Source organism: Pseudomonas guariconensis, from assembly GCF_900102675.1.
GTDB lineage: Bacteria > Pseudomonadota > Gammaproteobacteria > Pseudomonadales > Pseudomonadaceae > Aquipseudomonas > Aquipseudomonas guariconensis.
On record NZ_FMYX01000011.1, the window covers coordinates 47,199 to 68,131 of the forward strand.

Sequence of the window (20,933 nt, forward strand, 5' to 3'; positions counted from 1 at the left end):
ATCAAATGAATAAGACGGGCACTGGGAATGGGGCCGCGCTGCGGCCCCTTCGCGACACAAGGCCGCTCCGACAGAAGTCATCGCTAACCCTGGAGGCGCTCCGACAGGGCGTGACCCGGCCAGCCCCTGTGTCAGGTAGCCTTGGCCTCGACGGCCTCATCCCCAGGCTTCGGCAAGGATGACAGCATTGCCATCACCAGCGCCGCCAGGTAAGGCAGCGACTGCACCAACAACATCGCCACCCAGAAGCGCATGTCCGCCCCCGGCAGGCCTTGGACCAGATAGATGCCCAGCGCAGCGCCCCAGAGCAGCAGCATGATGAACAACTCCTCGCGCGCCTCGGAAATCGCCACCAGCAAGCCATGGCTGTCGGCATTCTTCGGGGTGCGGAAGAACGGCATGCTGCTGGTGAAGAAGCCGTACAGCACCGCCTTGGCGATGGTGTGCGACAGAGCAAGCCCGGCCAACGCGGCGGCGAAGGCATCCTTGAGGTTCACGCCGACTGCGCGGCGATAGAGGAAGATGATCTTGCCGACCTTGAAGAAGAACAGCGCCAGTGGCGGGATGGCGAAGATCATCAGCGGTGGGTCGACCCGCTGTGGAACGATGATCATCGCCGCCGACCAGAGCAGGGCACCGACAGTGAAGAAGATGTTCATGCCGTCGGCGATCCACGGCAGCCAGCCAGCGAGGAAGTGGTAGCGCTGGCCACGGGTCAGTTCGCTGCCCTTGCCCCGCAACAGCGCGGCGGCATGGTGCTTGATGATCTGGATGGCGCCATAGGCCCAGCGAAAACGCTGTTTCTTGAAGTCGATGAAGGTGTCGGGCATCAGGCCCTTGCCATAACTGTTGTGGGCGTAGGCGGCCGAAAGCCCCTTCTCGAACACCCGCAGACCCAACTCGGCATCCTCGCAGATGCACCATTCGGCCCAGCCCAGCTCTTCCAGGACCGAGCGTCGGGTCATGGTCATGGTGCCGTGCTGGATGATCGCGTCTCGGTCGTTGCGAGTGACCATGCCGATGTGGAAGAAGCCCTTGTATTCGCTGTAGCACAGCTTCTTGAAAGCGCTTTCGTGCTGGTCGCGGTAGTCCTGGGGCGACTGCACCACGGCGATCTTCGGGTCGGCGAAGTGCGGCACCATGTGCTTGAGCCAGTTGCGGTCGACACAGTAATCCGAGTCGATCACCGCGATCACTTCGGCGTCCTTGGCCGTATGAGGGATCAGGTAGTTCAGCGCGCCACCCTTGAAACCGGCCAGCGGTGCGACGTGGAAGAAGCGGAAGCGTTCGCCCAGGCGTTCGCAGTGGGCCTTGAGCGGCTCCCAGACGGCCGGATCCTTGGTGTTGTTGTCGATCACCAGCACTTCGTAGTCCGGATAGTCCAGGGCGGCGAGGGCATCCAGAGTCTGTTTCACCATTTCCGGCGGTTCGTTGTAGCACGGCACATGGATCGACACCTTTGGCCTATAGGCCGAATCGCCTTGCACCGGCAGGAACTCGCGCCGGCGCTTGTGGATCCAGACCGCTTCTGCCAGTTCATGGGCTTCGGTCAGCAGCACGATGAACACGCCCAATGCGCCCAAGGCCAGGAGCACGCCGACGGTCAGGCTGAACCAGGTGCTGTATTGCTGGCTGTAGTCATAGGCGATCCACACCAGCACCGATCCGCACAGGAAGGTAATGAACGTGAGGAAGGTGCGACCGCGCTGGCGCAGTGCCGAGCCGTCGATCAGCAGTACGGTCAGGGCAATCATCGCCAGTACTACAGATGCCACCGCCAGGGCGCGCCACTGCGGGATGGCCACGACCGGCCCCTCGAAGTTGAACTTCTGCTGGCGCGCGGCGTTGTACACGCCCCAGTAGGCACCCACCGAGCCTTCGTCGCTGGCTTTCCAGGGTTGGTCGTAAGCCTCGATGACGAAGTAGTTGTAGCCCCGTCGGTTTAGCGTGTTGACCAGTGTGCGCAGGTAGATGGCCTGGTCGGCCTGGGTCGCGTCGGCCCCGCCGCGCATGCGGCCGTTGCTTGGCCAGCCGACTTCGGAAAGCAGCAGGGGTTTGCGGGGGAACTGATGCTTGAGTTCGCGGGCGCGGTCGAGAACGAACTGTAGCGAGTCCTTCATCGGCACGAATTCCCAATAGGGCAAGATGTGTGCGGCGATCAGGTCGACATGCTTGGCCAGTTCGGGGGTTTCCTTCCAGATGTGCCACTGTTCACTGGTCGTGACCGGCACCTTGACCGCAGCACGCACCCGGTCCAGGTACCCGATCAGCGCCTCGGGCGTGACCTCCTTGCGGAACAGCGCCTCGTTGCCCACCACGACCCGGACCACGCTGCGGGAGGTATTGGCCAGTTCGATCGCCTTGGCGATTTCGCGTTCGTTGCGGTCCAGGTCCGGGCTGATCCAGATCCCCAGGGTGATGCGTAGGCCAAGTTCTTCGGCAAGGCGCGGTATGTCGGCCTGGGTGCCCTCGACGGTATAGATGCGGATACTGTCGGTCAGCTTGCTCATCTGTTCTAGGTCTTGGCGGATCTCTTCGTCGCTGGGGTACTGCCCCTTTTGCGGGCTTTGCCCGAGGCGGAACGGCGAATAGGAGAAACCAGAGATCTGCTCCGGCCAGGCGGGGGCAGACACTGGACGGTTGATCAGCGCCCAGAAACCGGTGAACAGCGCGGCAATGGCCAGGACCACTACCAGGTTGAGACCGAATTTGCGTGATGACATAGATGTTTCAGATTCCGAAAGGAGAGCGGGGGCGGGCAATGGCTTGGATTTCCCGCCGGAGATGAAGTTCTGAAGCCGCTCGGCTATTGCTCAGGACCACTGCGATAAGTGGGATATTAAAGCAGGATTTGTAGGGGCTTTACTAACCAGCGCCTCGCAAGGGCTGTCAGGTGCGGTGAGCGGGTAGCACGAAAGCCCCAGGGCCCGCCTGTTGGCTTATAATGCGCGCCGTTTTTTCAGGGGGTGATCATGAGCACAGAAGATCCACGCTTCGCCGGCGTTGCCCGGCTGTATGGCGAGCAAGGCCTGGAGCGCCTGCGCCGGGCCCACGTGGCGATCGTCGGTATCGGTGGGGTCGGGTCCTGGGCCGCCGAAGCCATGGCCCGCAGTGGTGTTGGCGAGATCACCCTGTTCGACCTGGATGATGTCTGCGTGAGCAACACCAACCGCCAGGCTCATGCCTTGGAAGGGCAAGTCGGACGGCCCAAGGTCGAGGTCATGGCCGAGCGCCTGCGGGCGATCAACCCGGCCTGTACCGTGCATGCGGTGGCTGACTTCGTTACCCGCGACACCATGATCGAGTACATCACTGAAAATCTCGATTGCGTCATCGACTGCATCGACAGCGTGATGGCCAAGGCCGCACTGATCGCCTGGTGTCGTCGTCGCAAGATCGCTATCGTCACCACCGGCGGCGCGGGCGGGCAAATCGACCCGACCCAGGTCCAGATCGGCGATCTGAACAAGACCTTCAATGACCCGCTGGCCTCGCGGGTACGCTCGACCCTGCGGCGCGACTACAACTTCTCGCGCAATGTATCGCGCAACTACGGTGTGCCCTGTGTGTTCTCCAGCGAGCAGCTGCGCTACCCCAAGGGTGATGGCAGCGTGTGCCTGCAAAAGAGCTTCGTGGGCGAGGGCGTGCGCCTGGACTGCTCTGGCGGCTTCGGGGCAGTGATGATGGTCACCGCAACCTTCGGCATGGTCGCGGCGAGCAAGGCGGTGGAAAAACTGGTGGGCGGTGCCCGACGGCCTTCGGAGCGGGTCAAGGCCGAGTAAGCCAGTGATTGCTCGCCGCCTGCCCCATCGGGCCGAGGGGCCAGGGATGACAGTGGCCTGAGGAGCCCTTTCGCAGGTTTACCGGCGAAGAGTCCCCAGTCACTGACGGCCCGCCAATTCAGCCATTCGCTGCAACACCGCATGAAGGCCATTGGAGCGTGACGGCGAGAGCTGACGCTCCAGCCCCAACTGGGTAAACCAGCCGCGCAGATCGACCTGCGCCAGCTCCGCGCTGGGCAAGCCCTGCACCCGCACCAGCAACAGCGCCAACAGCCCGCGCAGCAGACGCGCGTCGCTACTGGCCTTGAAGTGCCACTGGCCGTCGACGTGCTCGGCCACCAGCCACACCAGACTTTCGCAGCCGTGCACACGATGCTCATCGGTTTGCTGTGTTTCTGTCAGCGGCTCCAGGCGATCGCCCCATTGCATCAGTAACCGCGCCCGCTGCTCCCAACCCCGGGCCTGTTCGAAGTGCTCCAGCGCCTGTCTGGCGGCGGTAGGCAGGCTCATCGCAGCAGCTCCAGGCCTTGATCCAGGGCATCGAAGAACCGCTGCAGGTCGTCGCTGTCGTTGTACAAGGCCAGGGACACGCGAATCGCCCCCTCCAGGCCCAGCCCTTTGAGCAGTGGCATGGCGCAGTGGTGGCCGGCGCGTACGGCAATACCTTGCTCGGTGAGCAGATGAGCGATATCGGCATTGTGCACACCCTCTACCACAAAGCTCACCAGGGCCGCTTGTGGCGTGCCCAGGATGCGGATGCCTTCGCGATCGCCCAGGCCGCGCAGCAGGGAGTGATGGAGGCTGGTCTCATGGTGGGCCACGGCGGTGGCGTCGAGGCTGGCCAGGTAGTCGAGGGTCGCCCCAAGGCCAATGACTCCGGCGATCGGCGGCGTGCCGGCCTCGAAACCCAGCGGTGCCGGACGGAAACTGGCGCTTTGGTAGTCGGCCAGTTGCACCATCTCACCGCCAAATTGCCAGTGACGCAGCTGCTCCAGTGCCTGCGGACGGCCATAGAGCACACCGACGCCTTCGGGGCCATAGAGTTTGTGGCTGGAAAATACGTAGAAGTCGCAGCCCAGTTGCTGCACGTCATGGCGGCCATGCACAACGCCTTGGGCACCGTCGACCACCGTCAGCGCGCCTTGGGCGCGCGCGTGGGAGAGCAGGGCCGGCAGTGGCTGCCAGGTGCCCAGCACGTTGGATAGCTGGCTGACCGCCAGCAACCGGGTGCGCGGGCCGATCAGTTGCAGGGCTTGGTCCAGATCGATGCGGCCATGTTCGTCCAGTGGCAGCACTACCAGGCGCACACCGCGCCGTCGCGCCAGTTGCTGCCAGGGCAACAGGTTGGCGTGGTGTTCCAGGGCGCTGATTGCAATCTCATCGCCTGCTTCGAAGCGGTATTCCAGGCCATAAGCCAGCAGGTTGAGGGCCGAGGTGGCGCCATGGGTGAACACGATCTGCCGGGAATCTGCGGCGTTGAGCCAAGCGGCTACCTTGTCGCGGCTAGCCTCGAAGGCCTGGGTCGCCAACGCGCCAGGCAGGTGCTGGGCACGATGCACGTTGGCTGCGCCATGGCCGTAGTAATGGCTCAGGGCATCGAGCAAAACTTGAGGTTTCTGCGTGGTGGCGGCGCTGTCCAGGTAGGTCTGGTGCTGGCGTTGCAGGGCGGCGATGGCGGGGAAGTCGGCACGCCAGGGGGAGGGCTGGAACATGATCGCGGGGCCTGGAATGAAAAATCGGGACTGACATGACGTCAGCCCCGATCTTATCACTTCAAACCCGGGCAGGTTCTCAGTTGTGGGCGTGCAGCGCCTCGTTCAGCTCGATGGCCGACTTGTGGGTCTTGCACTCCACCGCGCCGTTGAGCGAGTTGCGACGGAACAGCAGGTCGGTCTGGCCGGCCAGGTCGCGCGCCTTGACTACCTTGACCAGTTGGTTGTTCTCGTCCAGCAGGTTCACTTTGGTACCGGCAGTGATGTACAGACCAGCTTCCACGGTGTTGCGGTCGCCCAGCGGGATACCGATACCGGCATTGGCGCCGATCAGGCAACCTTCGCCGACTTTGATGACAATGTTGCCGCCGCCGGACAGGGTACCCATGGTCGAGCAGCCGCCGCCCAGGTCCGAGCCCTTGCCGACGAACACGCCTGCGGAGACGCGGCCTTCGATCATGCCTGGGCCTTCGGTGCCAGCGTTAAAGTTGACGAAGCCTTCGTGCATGATGGTGGTGCCTTCGCCGATGTAGGCGCCCAGGCGTACACGGGCGGTGTCGGCGATACGCACGCCAGCTGGAACCACGTAGTCGGTCATCTTCGGGAACTTGTCCACCGAGAACACTTCCAGCAGCTCGCCTTTGAGGCGCGCTTCCAGTTGCAATTCGGCCAGCTCGCTCAGGTCGACCGCGCCCTGGTTGGTCCAGGCGACGTTCGGCAGCAGCGGGAAGATACCGGCCAGGCTCACGCCGTGTGGCTTGACCAGGCGGTGCGAAAGCAGGTGCAGCTTCAGGTACGCCTCTGGCGTGGAGGTCAGGGCGCCGTCTTCAGCCAGCACGGTGGCGACCAGCGGCTTATGGCTTTCGGCCAGGCGGGTCAGCAGTGCGGCCTGGGCGGCGTCCACGCCCTTGACGGCTTCAGCCAACTGGGCGGCCTGGGCGTTGCTGAAGGCAATGGCCTGGTTGCCGCCTTCGTAGCCGAGGATCGGCGCGATGGCTGCGACCAGCTCAGCGCTCGGGGCGAGGACAGGCTGAGCGTAGAAGACTTCCAGCCAGGTGCCCTGGCGGTTCTGGGTGCCGACACCGAAGGCCAGGCTGAACAGGGTAGTGGACATGCAATTACCTCATGCGAATAAGGGGTTGAAGCGAAGGCGGTTCAGGCCAGTGCCGCGGCGTACAGGTCGGGCTTGAAACCCACCAGGGTGCGGTTACCAAGATCGAGCACCGGGCGCTTGATCATCGAAGGCTGGGCCAGCATCAGGTCGACGGCCTTGGCCTGGTCGAGATCGGCCTTGCTGGCGTCGTCCAGCTTGCGGAAGGTGGTGCCGGCGCGATTTAGGATCACTTCCCAGCCGTGCTCCTCGCACCAGCGGTTCAGGCTGTCGCGGTCGATGCCCTGAGTCTTGTAGTCATGGAAGGCGTAGCTGACGGCGTTTTCGTCAAGCCAGGTACGGGCCTTCTTCATGGTGTCGCAGGCTTTGATGCCGTAGAGAGTGTAAGCCATTGAATTCATCGGGGATCGTTGGCTTCCCCAATCCTCCCCATGTTCTCCCGAAAGTCAGTCGCCGGATTATGCGGCATCGTTCCATTGAGCGCCACGGCTGTGGTCGCGCAGGGTTGTCGCATCGAGAGGAGTAGCATTGTGTTACATATTGGCAGGGCAGCTGCGACTATCGTGCAGCGGCTCTAGGTAGCGGAGCACCGCTAACATATTGTTTCAAAGGCTATCTCGCCTGCGCTGTCGTTTGTCCGTTCAAAGAGGAAGCTTTGCCGATGCAGTCAGCCTATACCGTCCTAATCCTGCTGATGCTGGTGAGCTTGTCGAAACTGGTGGGGCGGGTGATTCCGCTGCCGCTTCCGCTGGTGCAGATCGGCGCCGGCGCTTTGCTGGCCTGGCCGACCCTCGGGCTGCACGTTGCGCTGGATCCGGAGTTGTTCCTGTTCCTGTTCCTGCCGCCCTTGCTGTTCGCCGATGGCTGGCGCATGCCCAAGCGTGAGCTTTGGCGCATCCGTGGTCCGGTGGTGGCGCTGGCAGTGGGCCTGGTGCTGTTCACCGTGGTCGGTGCGGGTTACTTCATCCACTGGCTGCTGCCCAGCATTCCCCTGCCGGTGGCGTTCGCCTTGGCGGCGGTGCTGTCGCCTACCGATGCGGTGGCGGTGTCGGCCATCACCCAGGACCGCCTGCCCACGCCGTTGATGCACATGCTCCAGGGGGAGGCGCTGATGAACGACGCCTCGGGCCTGGTGACCTTCAAGTTTGCCCTCGTCGCAGCTATCACTGGCGTGTTTTCCTTGGCCGATGCCAGCCTCACGTTCGTGCTGGTCGCTCTGGGTGGGCTGGGCGTGGGGGTGGTATTGAGCTGGCTGGTCGGGCGCCTGCGTATGTGGATGATCGCCCGGGGCTGGGATGACCCAGCGACCCATGTGGTGTTCATGCTGCTGCTGCCGTTCGCCGCTTATGTGCTGGCCGAGCGCCTGGGAGTGTCGGGCATCCTGTCGGCGGTGGCGGCGGGCATGATGCAGAGCTGGCTCGACCTGTTACCGCGCCAGACCAGCACACGTCTGCTTAACCGCAGCGTCTGGTCCCTGCTGGAGTTTGCCTTCAATGGCCTGATCTTCCTGTTGCTCGGGTTGCAGTTGCCGGACATCGTCAAGGCCGTGGTCACCGACGAAGCCACGGTGTGGCCGACCCTGGCTTGGCGCTGCCTGGACGTGGTCGCCATTTTCGCGGCGTTGATCCTGTTGCGTTTTGTCTGGGTGCAGAGCATCTGGCGCGCCATTGGGGTCGTGCGGCGCTGGCGCGGCAAGCCTGAACTGGTGCTGCTGCCGACGGCTCGCTCCTGCTGGTTGCTGACCTTGGGCGGGGTGCGCGGCGCCGTGACCCTGGCCGGTGTGATGTCGATACCTTTGCTGATGGGGGCCGGCAAGGCCTTCCCCGAGCGCGACCTGCTCATCTTCATTGCCGCTGGGGTGATCCTGCTGTCACTGATTTGCGCGGTGATCACCTTGCCGATCCTGCTGCGCGGCGTTACCCGCAGCCCGGATGATCGCTTGCGCCAGGAAGTCCAAGAGGCTTGGCGACGCACGGCAGAAGCGGCGATCCACGCGCTGGAGGCGGAAGAAGTGATTGATGCCAACGCCGCTCAGGATGCAACCCAAGCCACCATGGCCACCGAGTTGAAGGCGCGTCTGATGGCCGAATACCGTGATGAGCTGGACAGCTACAACGACTCGGCAGAGGCCCGGGCCCTGGCCGAGCAGATGGACCTGTTGGAACGTCGCCTGCGTCTACGTGCGCTGCGCGCCCAGCGGCTTGAACTGTACAACCTGCATCGCCAGCACTTGGTGGGCGATGAAGTGGTGCGCCAGGTGTTGGGCGAGCTAGACCTCAGCGAGGCGAACCTGGGCCAAGTGCGCTGAGGACATCAGTCATGGGGATAGGCCAGGCGCATGAATGCCAGGTCTTTTCCGCTCAGCTGACTGTTCAGCCCAACTTCCCAGTCCCCCAAGGTGTAGGCCTGGGGAACTGGGTAGTGCATGACTGAGCCGGGGTCGTAGTCGGTCTTTACCAGGCCGACGTCGTCACGTGTGCCGATCATTTCCTCCATGACGTGCTGGTGCGTCCAGCCGGGCATCGCGGTGACGCTTTTCAGCACTTCGGGCAGGTTCCAGGGAATGTTTGCGCCAGGGTGCTGATGTTCGTGCTCCGCGCCCAGGGCGTGGCCGAATTCATGCAGCACGACGTGTTCGAAACTTGCCTGCGCCGGTACAACGTTCAGGTTCATGGTTTCGCCCCTGGTTGTCAGCGCGTCTGTGCCCACGAGCGATTCGTTGTGTATCAGCGATGGGTGGGCACGTACACGGATCTGTGCACGTGGGTCGTCATCCAGCGCAAGGTCGAGCGAGAGGTTGGCGTCGGATTCGTCCAGCCATTGGCTGGCCAGGTCGAAGATATCGGTTTTCAGGCGCCGGTCAGTCGAGCCTAGGAACGAGACCCAAAGGGTACGGCCCGGACGCCAGAGCTTGCCATGCACGCCAAGGGCGCGTTTACGGCGGTTGGCCAACGGTGCATTGCCAGCGTTGCGAGGGTTTTCGGCGATCGCCAGGGCATGTGCTTGGCGCATGTCCAGAGGTGCGCGCCGACGAGGAAAGATCAATGAGGTCAAGGGAAAAGCTCCGCTAGGTCAAAGATGCAGAGCTTTTCCTGTTGCCGGTGGCTATGTGCGGTACTTATTGCTCACCGACAGTTCGCTGCCCGACCCGCCGCCTCTCAGCGAGTCAGGAAGGCGCGAATCCGTTCTGCCGCCTCGATGCACTCGGCCAACGGTGCGACCAGCGCCATGCGCACGCGGCCAGCGCCAGGGTTGACCCCGTCCACCTCACGAGACAGATAGGAGCCTGGCACCACAGTCACATGCTCGGCTTCGAACAGGTCGCGGGTGAAGTCGGCATCGCAGCCGGGCACCTTGGCCCACAGGTAGAAGCTGCCGTCGGGACGCTGAACGTCCATCACCGGCTGGAGAATGTCCAGCACCGCGTCGTACTTGGCCCGGTACTGGTCGCGGTTCTCGCGCACGTGGGCTTCGTCCTGCCAGGCCGCCACGCTCGCCAGTTGGGTCTGCACCGGCATGGCACAGCCGTGGTAGGTGCGATAGAGCAGGAATGGCTTGATGATCTTGGCATCGCCCGCCACGAAACCGGAGCGCAGGCCCGGCAGGTTGGAGCGTTTGGACAGGCTGTGGAACACCACGCAGCGGGCGAAGTCGCTGCGGCCCAGCTCGGCACAGGCGCTGAGCAGACCGGGTGGCGGCGCCTCTTCGTCGAAGTACAGCTCGCTGTAGCACTCGTCCGCGGCAATCACGAAGTCATGCTCGTCGGCCAAGGCAATCAGCTTTTTCAGGGTCTCCATTGGCACCAGGGCGCCGGTGGGATTGCCGGGCGAGCACAGGAAGAGGATTTGGCAACGCTTCCAGACCTCGACCGGCACAGCGTCGAAGTCAGGGTTGAAACCGTTGCTTTCCAGGCATGGCAGGTAATGCGGCGTAGCGCCCGCCAGCAGGGCCGCGCCTTCGTAGATCTGGTAGAACGGGTTGGGGCTGACCACCAGGCCGTCATCGGCGCGGTTGACCACGGCTTGGGTGAAGGCGAACAACGCCTCGCGAGTACCATTGACCGGCAGGATATGACGGTCGGCATCGAGCCAGCCGGCCGGTACACCGAAGCGTCGCTCGCACCACTGGCCGATGGCCTGGCGCAGGGCTGGCAGGCCGATCGTACTTGGATACACCGCCAGCTTGTCGAGGTTGTCGGCCATGGCCTGGGCGACGAACGCCGGCGATTCGTGCTTCGGCTCGCCGATCGACAGGGCGATGGCACGCTTGTCCGCCGCAGGCTTCACGCTGCCCAGCAGGGCGCGGAGTTTTTCGAACGGGTAGGGCTGAAGCTGGGTCAGGGCATGGTTCATCGGCGCAAGGTCTCGTCAATCTAATCGTTAAAAGGTCACGCGGGTCGGGCTGGCGTCGCTGGCTTGGCCAGCCTGCAACTGCTTGATGATGGCCTCCTGCAGACGAAGGCACAGTTGCGGGTCGGACAGCGGCTGGTTGTCGGCATCGGTAATGAAGAACACGTCTTCCACGCGTTCGCCCAGTGTGGCGATCTTGGCGTTCTGCAGCGACAGGTCGAACTCCAGGAAGATCCTGCCGACCCTGGCCAGCAGGCCAGGTCGATCGGGCGCGGTGATCTCGAGGATGGTCACCGGCCGCTGGGCGTCATTGTGGATGGTCACCTGGGGAGCGAAGGTGAAGTGCTTGAGTTGTCGTGGCACCCGACGCTGGATGATGGTCGGGTAGTCCTCAGGGTTGCGCAGGGCTTCGGTCAGGCCATCGCGGATCTGCTTGACCCGCTGCGGGTTGTCGCCGATCGAGCCGCCGTCGTTGTCCAGGACGATATAGGTATCGAGGGTGAACTGGCTGCTGGAGGTGATGATCCGCGCATCGTGAATGTTCAAGTTGAGCTGGGACATCGCGGCTACGGTCACGGCGAAGAAGTCGTGCTGGTCCGGCGCATAGATGAAGATTTGCGTGCCGCCTTCGAACTCGCGCTGGGTGGTTTCCTTGATCAGTACCAGGGGGCCGCCATCGGCTGGCTGCTGGAGGATCGCGTCGCTGTGCCAGGCGACGTCTGCGGCGGTGTGGCGCAGGAAGTAGTCGTCGCCCAACTGAGCCCAGAGCTGCTCCACGTCGTCCGGGTCGGTGCCTTCGCGGACCAGGATATCCAACGCCGCGGTCTGCGTCTGGCGGATCTGCTCCTCGCGGTCCAGCGGGTTTTCCAGGCCCCGGCGCAGGGCGCGCTTGGTCTCGGTGTAGAGCTGGCGCAGCAGGCTGGCGCGCCAGGAGTTCCACAGGCTGGGGTTGGTGGCGTTGATATCGGCCACGGTCAGTACGTAGAGGTAATCCAGGCGCGTCTCGTCGCCCACCAGCAGGGCGAAGTCGTTGATCACCTGCGGGTCCGAGAGGTCCTTGCGCTGGGCGGTGGTGGACATCACCAGGTGCTGCTGCACCAGCCAGACGATCAGTTTGCTGTCCCACGCCGGCAATTGGTGGCGCTTGCAGAACGCCTGGGCATCTACCGCGCCCAGCTCTGAATGGTCGCCCTGGCGTCCCTTGCCGATGTCGTGATACAGGCCGGCGAGGTAGATCAGCTCGGGTTTGGGCAGGCGGCCCATGAGCTTGCTGGCCAGCGGGAATTTCTCCGACACCGGGGTGTACTGGAGTTTGCGCAAGTGCTTGATCAGGTTGAGGGTATGGGCATCGACTGTATAGATGTGGAACAGGTCGTGCTGCATCTGCCCGACGATCAGGCCGAATTCCGGCAGGTAGCGGCCCAGAATGCCGTAGCGGTTCATGCGCCGCAGGTTGCGATGGATGCCGATTTCGCACTTGAACAGCTCGATGAACAGGCTGGTGTTGCGGATATCGTTGCGGAACTTGTCATTGATCAGGTGACGGTGTTCGCGCAACTGGCGCACGGTGTCGGCGCGCACGCCCTTGATCTCCGGGTGCTGTGCCATCAGCACGAAGATCTCCAGCATGGCGAACGGCGTGCGTTTGAACACGTTCGGGTTGACCGCTTCGATGTAGCCATCGTGCAGGCGGAAGCGAGCATTGAGCGGCTGGGTGGTGCCGCTGTCTTCGTCAGCGAGGATGACTTCCTCGAAGTGCTGGATGATGAGGTCGCACAGCTGGCTGATGCTCATCACCACCCGGTAGTACTGCTGCATGAACTGTTCGATGGCCCGCTTGGGGTTCTCGTCGCTGTAACCGAGCAGAGCGGCGACGCTGCGCTGATGGTCGAACAGCAGGCGGTCCTCGGCGCGCCCTGCAAGCATGTGCAGGGCATAGCGCACGCGCCACAGGAACGCCTGGGACGAAGCCAGCAGCTCGTTCTCGCTTTCCAGCAGGAAATCTTCGCCGGCCAGGGCATGAAGGTTCAGGGTGCCGTACTGGCGGCGGGCCACCCAGAGGACGGTCTGGATGTCGCGCAGACCGCCCGGAGAGCCTTTGACGTTGGGCTCGAGGTTGTATTCGGTGTCGTTGTACTTGTGGTGACGGGCCTTGAGTTCGGCGCGCTTGGCCAGGAAGAACTCCTTGCTCGGCCACATGTGCTCGGTGCTGGTTACATCCAGCATGCGCTGGCGCAGGGCTTCAGGGCCGGCGATGGTGCGGCTTTCCATCAGGTTGGTGATGACCGTCAGGTCGGCGCGGGCCTGTTCGGCGCATTCATCGACCGTCCGTACGCTCTGGCCGACCTCCAACCCGATGTCCCAGAGCAGCGTCAGGAAGCGCTCGATGGCGTCGCGGTACTGCTCATGCTCGGCGCTGTCGAGCAGGATCAGCAGGTCGATGTCCGACCAGGGGTGCAGCTCGCCACGGCCGTAGCCGCCGACGGCCACCAGGGCGATGCCGGCCTGGTCGCGCCAGTCGAACTGGTTCCAGGCCTGTTGCAGGATGTTGTCGACGAACCAGGCGCGCGCCTCGATGAGAGGGCGGATCTCGCAGCCTTCCCGAAAGCGCCGGTCGAGCACCGTGCCCGCCTGGCGGATGGCCTTCTTGAAGGCAGCGATGGGGCTAGCCTTGAGGGCCAGTTCCGCCTGGAACTGGCCGCGGTCGAACAGCTCGGGATCCACCTGGGTCATCGAGTCGCGTTCCTGTGTGATTGGCCCCGTCAGGCCGAGGTGCGCGGGAGGGTGTCGTCCTTGCGCAGGGTGAAGATCTCGTAGCCGGTAGCGGTCACCAGAATGGTGTGTTCCCACTGTGCCGAGAGCTTGCGGTCCTTGGTGATGGCGGTCCAGCCGTCGCCCAGTACCTTGGTGTCGGCCTTGCCCTGGTTGATCATCGGTTCGATGGTGAAGGTCATGCCTTCCTTGAGTTCCATGCCGGTGCCGGCGCGGCCGTAGTGCAGCACTTGCGGCTCTTCATGGAACACCTTGCCGATGCCATGACCGCAGAACTCGCGGACCACGGAGAAGCCATTCTTCTCGGCGTGCTTCTGGATGACCTCGCCGATGTCGCCCAGGCGGCAACCCGGCTTGACCAGCTCGATGGCCTTGTACATGCACTCCTGGGTCACCTTGGACAGACGCTCGGCCCACGGGGCGACGGTGCCGACATGGAACATACGGCTGGTATCGCCGTGGTAGCCATCCTTGATCACGGTGACGTCGATGTTGATGGTGTCACCGTCCTTGAGCGGCTTCTCGTTGGGGATTCCGTGGCAGACGACGTGATTGATCGAGGTGCAGATCGACTTGGGGAAGCCTTTGTAGTTGAGCGGTGCCGGAATGGCCTGCTGGACATTGACGATGTAGTCGTGGCAGATGCGGTCCAGTTCTTCGGTGGTGACACCGGGCTTGACGTGTTCCTCGATCATCTCGAGGACTTCGGCGGCCAGGCGGCCGGCGATGCGCATCTTCTCGATGTCTTCTGCGGTCTTGATGGTGACGGTCATTACGGGCTCTCTACGGCGCCGCGAGGGCGCGAACAAACGGGAAAGGCCATATTCTATCAGAGGGTGGCTTCAAACCTAGCATTGAGCTGCAAGCTGCAGCCGTCTGCATGCGATTTGCTTTTGCTTGTCGCTTGTCGATTCGAACTGTTCTGACTGGGTTCCGTTCGCTCGCGGTCTGTGGTATAAAATGCGCCGCTTTCGGGGGAGGTCCTCCGGAAGCTCAAACCCACACACGTGTCGACACGATGGCCTGGGTGCTCCGAGTCCGATGGGCTCGTGGGTTGGTCATTGGGATACGTGGAGGCCCAACCCGACTTATCAAGGAACTATCATGTCCCAAGTCAACATGCGCGATATGCTGAAGGCCGGTGTGCACTTCGGCCACCAGACCCGTTACTGGAACCCGAAAATGGGCAAGTTCATTTTCGGCGCGCGTAACAAGATCCACATCATCAACCTGGAAAAAACCCTGCCGATGTTCAACGACGCTCTGTCGTTCGTAGAGCGCCTGGCCCAGGGCAAGAACAAGATCCTGTTCGTCGGCACCAAGCGTTCCGCTGGCAAGATCGTCGCCGAGCAAGCTGCTCGTTGCGGTTCGCCATACGTTGACCACCGCTGGTTGGGCGGCATGCTGACCAACTACAAGACCATCCGCGCTTCGATCAAGCGTCTGCGCGACCTGGAAACCCAGGCCGAAGACGGCACTTTCGCCAAGCTGACCAAGAAAGAAGCCCTGATGCGCTCCCGCGACCTGGAAAAGCTGGATCGCAGCCTGGGCGGCATCAAGGACATGGGCGGTCTGCCTGACGCACTGTTCGTCATCGACGTTGATCACGAGCGCATCGCGATCACCGAAGCCAACAAGCTGGGCATCCCGGTCATCGGCGTTGTCGATACCAACAGCAGCCCTGAAGGTGTTGATTACATCATCCCAGGTAACGATGACGCCATCCGCGCCATCGAGCTGTACATGACTTCGATGGCTGACGCCGTCATCCGTGGCCGCAACAACGTTGCTGGCGGCACCGAAGTCTACGCTGAAGAAGCGGCGGCACCAGCTGCCGAGTAATTGACGCCTGCGTCTACTTGGCACGCAAAAAGGGGGCTTGGCCCCCTTTTTGCCACCTGAAATCCTCCTGTCAGCATCCCGTCGCATCCTGTAGTGCGCTGACATCAAGACAGTGGATTTCCAGAATTGAACGCCCGTGATGAGCGGGTGGAATGGTTGAAAAACTTTCCAAGAGGATTTTGAAATGGCAGCAATTACTGCAGCGCTGGTAAAAGAACTGCGTGAGCGTACTGGCGAAGGCATGATGGATTGCAAGAAGGCCCTGGAAAAGGCCGGCGGCGACATCGAGAAAGCCATTGATGACATGCGCGCTTCGGGCGCCATCAAGGCTGCCAAGAAGGCTGGTAACGTTGCCGCTGAAGGCGCTATCGCCGTCAAGACCGACGGCAAATCCGCCGTCCTGCTGGAAGTGAACTCGCAGACCGACTTCCTGGCTCTGCAAGACGACTTCAAGAACTTCGTTGCTGAAAGCATCGAAGAAGCCTTCGCCCAGAAGCTGACCGACGCAGCCCCGCTGATCGCCTCGCGCGAAGCCGCTCGTGAAGCCCTGGTCGCCAAGTGCGGCGAGAACGTCAACATCCGTCGCCTGGCGCGCGTTGAAGGTGACGTTGTCGGTGCTTACCTGCACGGCAACAAGATCGGTGCCGCTGTCGTCCTGAAAGGCGGCGACGTCGAGCTGGCCAAGAACATCGCCATGCACGTTGCAGCTTCGAACCCAGAGTTCCTGCTGCCGTCGGAAGTCTCGGCCGAAGCCATCGAGCGCGAGAAGGGCGTCTTCCTGCAGCTGAACGCTGACAAGATCGCTGGCAAGCCAGAAAACATCGTCGAGAACATGATCAAAGGTCGTATCTCGAAGTTCCTGGCCGAAGCCTCGCTGGTCGAGCAGGCGTTCGTCATGAACCCGGAAGTCAAAGTCGGCGAGCTGGCCAAGAAGGCCGGTGCTGAAATCGTTTCCTTCACCTACTTCAAGGTCGGCGAAGGCATCGAGAAGCCTGTCGACAACTTCGCTGAAGAAGTTGCCGCCCAGGTAGCTGCCGCCAAGCAGTAAGACGGACTCGTCTGTCGCCCCAAAGAGGCTGCCCGCTCACGCGCGCAGCCTCTTTGTCAAACCGGAGCCGGGTTTATCCGGCCAGGCTCCGCTGGCGCTGAAGCAGTGCCACGCTACAGTTAGCAGGCTGTTACCCAGCCCGCGCAGAATTTACTTAAGACGCCGCAGGAGAGACTCGCAATGGCCCAGCAGGTGAGTGGTCGCCAACCTCGCTATAAACGCATTTTGCTCAAACTTAGCGGCGAGGCCCTGATGGGCTCGGAAGAATTCGGGATCGACCCGAAAGTACTTGATCGCATGGCCCTGGAAGTCGGTCAGCTGGTCGGTATCGGTGTCCAGGTCGGCCTGGTGATCGGTGGGGGCAACCTGTTCCGCGGCGCAGCGCTCAGCGCAGCCGGCATGGACCGCGTCACCGGTGACCACATGGGGATGCTGGCGACCGTGATGAACGCCCTGGCCATGCGCGACGCGCTGGAGCGCTCGAACATCCCGGCCTTGGTCATGTCCGCCATTTCCATGGTCGGTGTCACCGATCATTACGACCGTCGCAAAGCTATTCGTCACCTCAACTCCGGGGATGTGGTAATTTTCTCCGCCGGTACCGGCAACCCGTTCTTCACCACCGACTCCGCAGCCTGCCTGCGTGCCATCGAAATCGATGCTGATGTGGTGCTGAAGGCGACCAAGGTCGATGGTGTCTACACTGCCGATCCATTCAAGGACCCGCACGCCGAGAAGTTCGATCACCTGACCTACGATGAGGTCCTGGATCGCAAGCTCGGTGTCATGGACCTGACCGCAATCTGCCTGTGCCGCGACCACAAGATGCCATTGCGGGTATTCAACATGAACAAGCCTGGCGCCCTGCTGAACATCGTGGTGGGTGGCGCTGAAGGTACTCTGATCGAGGAAGGCGAAGCATGATCAACGACATCAAGAAAGACGCTCAGGAGCGCATGGGCAAGTCCATCGAGGCCCTGGGCCGCAACCTGGCGGCGATCCGCACCGGTCGCGCCCACCCGAGCATCCTGGATAGCGTCAAGGTGCCGGCCTGGGGTAGCGAGATGCCGCTGAACCAGGTGGCTGCTATCACCGTCGAGGACGCCCGTACCCTGAAGATCGTGGCCCACGACAAGAACCTCAGCGCCGCCATCGAGAAGGCCATCCTGACTTCCGACCTGGGCCTGAACCCGTCGAGCGCTGGCACCACCATTCGTGTGCCGATGCCAGCCCTGACCGAGGAAACCCGTAAGGGTTACACCAAACAGGCCCGTGGCGTTGCCGAAGATGCCAAGGTTTCGGTGCGTAACGTGCGTCGCGATGCCCTGGCCGATCTCAAGAAGCTGGCCAAGGACAAGGAAATCAGCGAAGACGAAGAGCGTCGCGCCGCCGACGAGCTGCAGAAGCTGACCGACAAATTCATCGCTGAAGTCGACAAGGCTCTGGAAATCAAGGAGAAGGACCTGATGGCCGTTTGAGGCCAGGGGTTTCTCTCATGGAAAAGACCAAGTCAGCGGCATCGCCTTCGGTGCCGCGTCACGTCGCGATCATCATGGATGGCAACAATCGCTGGGCGAAGCGACGCCTGCTGCCCGGCGTCGCCGGGCACAAGGCTGGCGTGGATGCCGTGCGTGCGGTGATCGAAGTCTGTGCCGAGGCCGGGGTCGAGGTGCTGACCTTGTTCGCTTTCTCCAGTGAGAACTGGCAGCGTCCGGCCGATGAAGTCGGTGCGCTGATGGAGCTGTTCTTCACGGCCCTGCGCCGTGAAGCCAAGCGCCTCAACGAGAACAAGATCAGTTTGCGGATCATTGGCGATCGTTCGCGCTTCCATCCTGAGTTGCAGGCTGCAATGCGCGAAGCCGAGGCCCTGACCGCCGGCAATGACCGCTTCATCCTGCAGGTCGCCGCCAACTACGGCGGCCAGTGGGACATCGCCCAGGCTGCGCAGCGCCTGGCGCGTGAAGTCCAGGCGGGCCATCTGCGCCCCGAGGACATCACGCCCGATCTGCTGCAGACGTGCCTGGCCACCGGTGATCTGCCGCTACCCGACTTGTGCATCCGCACCGGGGGCGAGCATCGCATCAGCAACTTCCTGCTGTGGCAGCTGGCTTATGCCGAGCTGTACTTCTCCGACCTGTACTGGCCGGACTTCAAACACGAGGCCATGCGCAACGCCCTGGCCGATTTCGCTTCGCGCCAGCGCCGCTTCGGTAAGACCAGCGAGCAGGTCGAGGCTGGAGCTCGTGCTTAATGCTTAAACAACGCATCATTACCGCGCTGATCCTGCTGCCGATCGCGCTGGGTGGTTTCTTCCTGCTCAACGGTGGGGAGTTCGCCTTGTTCATCGGCCTGGTGGTGACCATTGGCGCCTGGGAGTGGGCGCGGCTGGCAGGGCTGGTGGCCCAACCGCTGCGCCTGGCTTATGCCGCTGTGGTGGCCGGGGCGTTGATGCTGCTCTATCTGATGCCGGATCTCGCACCCTGGGTCTTGGGGGCGTCGGTGATCTGGTGGGCGCTGGCCACCTGGCTGGTCCTTACCTATCCTCGTACCAGCGACTTGTGGGCCAGTGCCGCCTGTCGCCTGCTGATCGGGCTGCTGGTGTTGTTGCCGGCCTGGCAGGGGTTGGTGCTGCTCAAACATTGGCAGCTGGGCAACTGGCTGATCCTGGCGGTGATGGTTCTGGTCTGGGCGGCTGATATCGGGGCCTACTTCGCCGGGCGTGCTTTCGGCAAGCGCAAGCTGGCGCCGCAGGTCAGTCCGGGCAAGAGCTGGGAAGGTGTCTATGGCGGTATGACCGTCAGCCTGCTGATCGCCCTTGCAGTGGGGCTGGTTCGCGACTGGAGCTTCGGGCAAGTACTGCTTGGGCTGCTGGGCGCCGTCGTCGTGGTGATGTCTTCGGTGATCGGTGATCTGACCGAGAGCATGTTCAAGCGCCGCGAAGGCATCAAGGACAGCAGCAACCTGCTGCCGGGGCACGGTGGCGTGCTTGATCGCATCGATAGCCTGACCGCGGCGATCCCCATGTTCGCCGTGCTGCTCTGGGCGGCCGAATGGGGTGTCATGTGAGTCGTCCGCAACGTATCACAGTGCTGGGAGCCACCGGGTCGATCGGTCTCAGTACACTGGATGTCATCGCGCGTCATCCTCAGCGTTACCAGGTATTCGCCCTGAGCGGCTACTCCCGTCTCGATGAGCTGCTAGCTCTTTGTGTGCGGCATCGCCCGGCCTATGCGGTGGTGCCCAGCGCTGATGCTGCTGCGCGCCTGCGTGATGGTCTGAGCGCTGCCGGTTGCCCCACCGAAGTGTTGGAAGGGGAGGCGGGTCTTTGTCAGGTCGCCTGTGCATCTGAAGTGGATGCCGTGATGGCGGCCATCGTCGGCGCTGCGGGCCTGCGCCCGACCCTGGCTGCCGTGGAGGCGGGCAAGAAGGTATTGCTGGCCAACAAGGAAGCGCTGGTGATGTCCGGTGCGCTGTTCATGGATGCGGTGCGGCGCAGCGGCGCCGTGCTATTGCCGATTGACAGCGAGCACAATGCGATCTTTCAGTGCCTGCCGACCGACCATGGACGGGGCCTGGCCCAAGTGGGCGTGCGTCGTATCCTGCTGACCGCCTCGGGCGGGCCGTTCCGCGAAACGCCGGTCGCCGCGCTGGCGGATGTCACTCCCGAGCAGGCCTGCGCCCATCCCAACTGGTCCATGGGGCGCAAGATCTCTGTCGACTCGGCGAGCATGATGAACAAAGGGCTGGAACTCATCGAAGCCTGCTGGTTGTTCGATGCAGCTCCGGCCAAAGTGGAAGTGGTGGTCCATCCACAGAGCGTCATCCACTCCCTGGTGGATTACGTCGATGGTTCGGTGCTTGCCCAGCTGGGCAATCCGGACATGCGTACGCCGATCGCCAATGCCCTGGCTTGGCCTGAACGTATCGATTCCGGTGTCGCGCCGTTGGATCTGTTCGCGATCGCCCGTCTGGACTTCCAGGCCCCCGACGAACAGCGCTTCCCCTGCCTGCGTCTGGCGCGTCAGGCTGCCGAGGCCGGCAACAGTGCCCCTGCCGTGCTCAATGCCGCCAACGAAGTGGCTGTGGAGGCATTTCTCCAGCGGCGTATCCGCTTCCCCGAGATCGCGGGTATGATCGAACAGGTGCTTGACCAGGAGCCGGTGGTGGCGCTGCCAACGCTGGATGCGGTATTCGCCGCCGACCAGCGGGCCCGGGAGCTTTCCCGGGAATGGTTGAGGCGCCACGGTTACTGATGCTGGTGGCCTGCATGCTCACGCCTTGCAGGCCACGAGTTCCAGGGATGGGCTGAACGTCATT

At 62.8% G+C, this 20,933-nt stretch carries 18 protein-coding genes; 9 read left to right on the forward strand and 9 right to left on the reverse strand.

All coding sequences use genetic code 11. The features are described from left to right. Positions 1–131: 131 nt before the first annotated feature. Positions 132–2,723 carry a glycosyltransferase gene (locus BLS27_RS17840; protein WP_090346063.1) on the reverse strand — a complete coding sequence of 864 codons (2,592 nt, stop codon included), beginning with the start codon at positions 2,721–2,723 and terminating at the stop codon, positions 132–134. A gap of 249 nt (positions 2,724–2,972) precedes the next feature. On the opposite strand from BLS27_RS17840, the gene tcdA reads away from it, so the two are divergent. Next, positions 2,973–3,782, forward strand: a complete 810-nt coding sequence (gene tcdA, locus BLS27_RS17845) for a tRNA cyclic N6-threonylcarbamoyladenosine(37) synthase TcdA (protein ID WP_070572385.1) — start codon at positions 2,973–2,975, stop codon at positions 3,780–3,782. Positions 3,783–3,881: 99 nt separating this feature from the next. On the opposite strand, the gene BLS27_RS17850 is transcribed toward tcdA, so the two are convergent. The 4 genes from BLS27_RS17850 to BLS27_RS17865 form a co-directional block, all read right to left on the reverse strand. Next, entirely contained in the window at positions 3,882–4,292 is a 411-nt protein-coding gene (locus BLS27_RS17850; RefSeq protein WP_090346065.1) for a SufE family protein, read from the reverse strand. Continuing rightward, positions 4,289–5,494, reverse strand: coding sequence for a cysteine desulfurase (locus BLS27_RS17855; protein WP_090346068.1), 1,206 nt, complete (start codon positions 5,492–5,494; stop codon positions 4,289–4,291). Before BLS27_RS17855 ends, BLS27_RS17850 begins: the two co-directional genes overlap by 4 nt. A gap of 79 nt (positions 5,495–5,573) precedes the next feature. Continuing rightward, on the reverse strand, positions 5,574–6,608 hold the full coding sequence (dapD, locus tag BLS27_RS17860) for a 2,3,4,5-tetrahydropyridine-2,6-dicarboxylate N-succinyltransferase (RefSeq protein WP_043208895.1): 1,035 nt from the start codon (positions 6,606–6,608) through the stop codon (positions 5,574–5,576). Between the two features lie 41 nt (positions 6,609–6,649). After that, positions 6,650–6,997 (reverse strand): ArsC family reductase, encoded by a 348-nt coding sequence (locus BLS27_RS17865; RefSeq protein ID WP_090346071.1) that lies wholly within the window; start codon positions 6,995–6,997, stop codon positions 6,650–6,652. 269 nt (positions 6,998–7,266) lie between these two features. On the opposite strand from BLS27_RS17865, the gene BLS27_RS17870 reads away from it, so the two are divergent. Next, positions 7,267–8,913, forward strand: a complete 1,647-nt coding sequence (locus tag BLS27_RS17870; protein WP_043208891.1) for a Na+/H+ antiporter — start codon at positions 7,267–7,269, stop codon at positions 8,911–8,913. Positions 8,914–8,918: 5 nt separating this feature from the next. On the opposite strand, the gene BLS27_RS17875 is transcribed toward BLS27_RS17870, so the two are convergent. The 4 genes from BLS27_RS17875 to map all read right to left on the reverse strand — a co-directional run bounded on the left by BLS27_RS17875 (position 8,919) and on the right by map (position 14,499). Next, a complete protein-coding gene (locus tag BLS27_RS17875) occupies positions 8,919–9,659 on the reverse strand; it encodes a zinc metalloprotease (RefSeq protein ID WP_139205759.1) in 741 nt (246 codons plus the stop codon). Positions 9,660–9,763: 104 nt separating this feature from the next. Continuing rightward, entirely contained in the window at positions 9,764–10,957 is a 1,194-nt protein-coding gene (dapC, locus tag BLS27_RS17880; RefSeq protein WP_070572373.1) for a succinyldiaminopimelate transaminase, read from the reverse strand. Between the two features lie 27 nt (positions 10,958–10,984). Next, positions 10,985–13,687 (reverse strand): [protein-PII] uridylyltransferase, encoded by a 2,703-nt coding sequence (locus tag BLS27_RS17885; RefSeq protein WP_043208884.1) that lies wholly within the window; start codon positions 13,685–13,687, stop codon positions 10,985–10,987. A gap of 29 nt (positions 13,688–13,716) precedes the next feature. Further along, complete coding sequence (gene map / locus BLS27_RS17890; RefSeq protein ID WP_043208882.1) at positions 13,717–14,499, reverse strand: type I methionyl aminopeptidase; 783 nt, start codon at positions 14,497–14,499, stop codon at positions 13,717–13,719. Positions 14,500–14,830: 331 nt separating this feature from the next. Between map and rpsB the strand changes: the two genes are divergently transcribed. The 7 genes from rpsB to ispC all read left to right on the forward strand — a co-directional run bounded on the left by rpsB (position 14,831) and on the right by ispC (position 20,869). Beyond that, positions 14,831–15,568 carry a 30S ribosomal protein S2 gene (rpsB, locus tag BLS27_RS17895; RefSeq protein WP_043208878.1) on the forward strand — a complete coding sequence of 246 codons (738 nt, stop codon included), beginning with the start codon at positions 14,831–14,833 and terminating at the stop codon, positions 15,566–15,568. Positions 15,569–15,752: 184 nt separating this feature from the next. Then, the gene (tsf, locus tag BLS27_RS17900) at positions 15,753–16,616 is read left to right on the forward strand and encodes a translation elongation factor Ts (RefSeq protein WP_043208875.1); all 864 of its coding nucleotides are present in this window, start codon (positions 15,753–15,755) and stop codon (positions 16,614–16,616) included. Between the two features lie 180 nt (positions 16,617–16,796). Next, positions 16,797–17,540 (forward strand): UMP kinase, encoded by a 744-nt coding sequence (pyrH, locus tag BLS27_RS17905; protein ID WP_043208871.1) that lies wholly within the window; start codon positions 16,797–16,799, stop codon positions 17,538–17,540. Beyond that, positions 17,537–18,094, forward strand: coding sequence for a ribosome recycling factor (frr, locus tag BLS27_RS17910; RefSeq protein WP_043208868.1), 558 nt, complete (start codon positions 17,537–17,539; stop codon positions 18,092–18,094). The genes pyrH and frr overlap by 4 nt, the downstream gene beginning before the upstream one ends. A gap of 17 nt (positions 18,095–18,111) precedes the next feature. Further along, positions 18,112–18,867, forward strand: a complete 756-nt coding sequence (uppS, locus tag BLS27_RS17915) for a polyprenyl diphosphate synthase (RefSeq protein ID WP_043208866.1) — start codon at positions 18,112–18,114, stop codon at positions 18,865–18,867. Continuing rightward, on the forward strand, positions 18,867–19,682 hold the full coding sequence (locus tag BLS27_RS17920) for a phosphatidate cytidylyltransferase (protein ID WP_043208863.1): 816 nt from the start codon (positions 18,867–18,869) through the stop codon (positions 19,680–19,682). The genes uppS and BLS27_RS17920 overlap by 1 nt, the downstream gene beginning before the upstream one ends. Then, positions 19,679–20,869 (forward strand): 1-deoxy-D-xylulose-5-phosphate reductoisomerase, encoded by a 1,191-nt coding sequence (gene ispC / locus BLS27_RS17925; RefSeq protein WP_043208860.1) that lies wholly within the window; start codon positions 19,679–19,681, stop codon positions 20,867–20,869. Before BLS27_RS17920 ends, ispC begins: the two co-directional genes overlap by 4 nt. The last annotated feature ends 64 nt before the right edge of the window (positions 20,870–20,933 follow it).

Excerpts from the sequence above, each read along its gene's own strand:
- BLS27_RS17840 (WP_090346063.1), bottom strand. The coding sequence starts at position 2,723 with ATGTCATCACGCAAATTCGGTCTCAACCTGGTAGTGGTCCTGGCCATT.
- uppS (WP_043208866.1), top strand. The coding sequence starts at position 18,112 with ATGGAAAAGACCAAGTCAGCGGCATCGCCTTCGGTGCCGCGTCACGTC.
- dapD (WP_043208895.1), bottom strand. The coding sequence starts at position 6,608 with ATGTCCACTACCCTGTTCAGCCTGGCCTTCGGTGTCGGCACCCAGAAC.
- BLS27_RS17855 (WP_090346068.1), bottom strand. The coding sequence starts at position 5,494 with ATGTTCCAGCCCTCCCCCTGGCGTGCCGACTTCCCCGCCATCGCCGCC.
- BLS27_RS17885 (WP_043208884.1), bottom strand. The coding sequence starts at position 13,687 with ATGACCCAGGTGGATCCCGAGCTGTTCGACCGCGGCCAGTTCCAGGCG.
- BLS27_RS17850 (WP_090346065.1), bottom strand. The coding sequence starts at position 4,292 with ATGAGCCTGCCTACCGCCGCCAGACAGGCGCTGGAGCACTTCGAACAG.
- BLS27_RS17870 (WP_043208891.1), top strand. The coding sequence starts at position 7,267 with ATGCAGTCAGCCTATACCGTCCTAATCCTGCTGATGCTGGTGAGCTTG.
- dapC (WP_070572373.1), bottom strand. The coding sequence starts at position 10,957 with ATGAACCATGCCCTGACCCAGCTTCAGCCCTACCCGTTCGAAAAACTC.
- tcdA (WP_070572385.1), top strand. The coding sequence starts at position 2,973 with ATGAGCACAGAAGATCCACGCTTCGCCGGCGTTGCCCGGCTGTATGGC.
- frr (WP_043208868.1), top strand. The coding sequence starts at position 17,537 with ATGATCAACGACATCAAGAAAGACGCTCAGGAGCGCATGGGCAAGTCC.
- map (WP_043208882.1), bottom strand. The coding sequence starts at position 14,499 with ATGACCGTCACCATCAAGACCGCAGAAGACATCGAGAAGATGCGCATC.
- BLS27_RS17920 (WP_043208863.1), top strand. The coding sequence starts at position 18,867 with ATGCTTAAACAACGCATCATTACCGCGCTGATCCTGCTGCCGATCGCG.
- pyrH (WP_043208871.1), top strand. The coding sequence starts at position 16,797 with ATGGCCCAGCAGGTGAGTGGTCGCCAACCTCGCTATAAACGCATTTTG.
- BLS27_RS17865 (WP_090346071.1), bottom strand. The coding sequence starts at position 6,997 with ATGGCTTACACTCTCTACGGCATCAAAGCCTGCGACACCATGAAGAAG.
- rpsB (WP_043208878.1), top strand. The coding sequence starts at position 14,831 with ATGTCCCAAGTCAACATGCGCGATATGCTGAAGGCCGGTGTGCACTTC.
- tsf (WP_043208875.1), top strand. The coding sequence starts at position 15,753 with ATGGCAGCAATTACTGCAGCGCTGGTAAAAGAACTGCGTGAGCGTACT.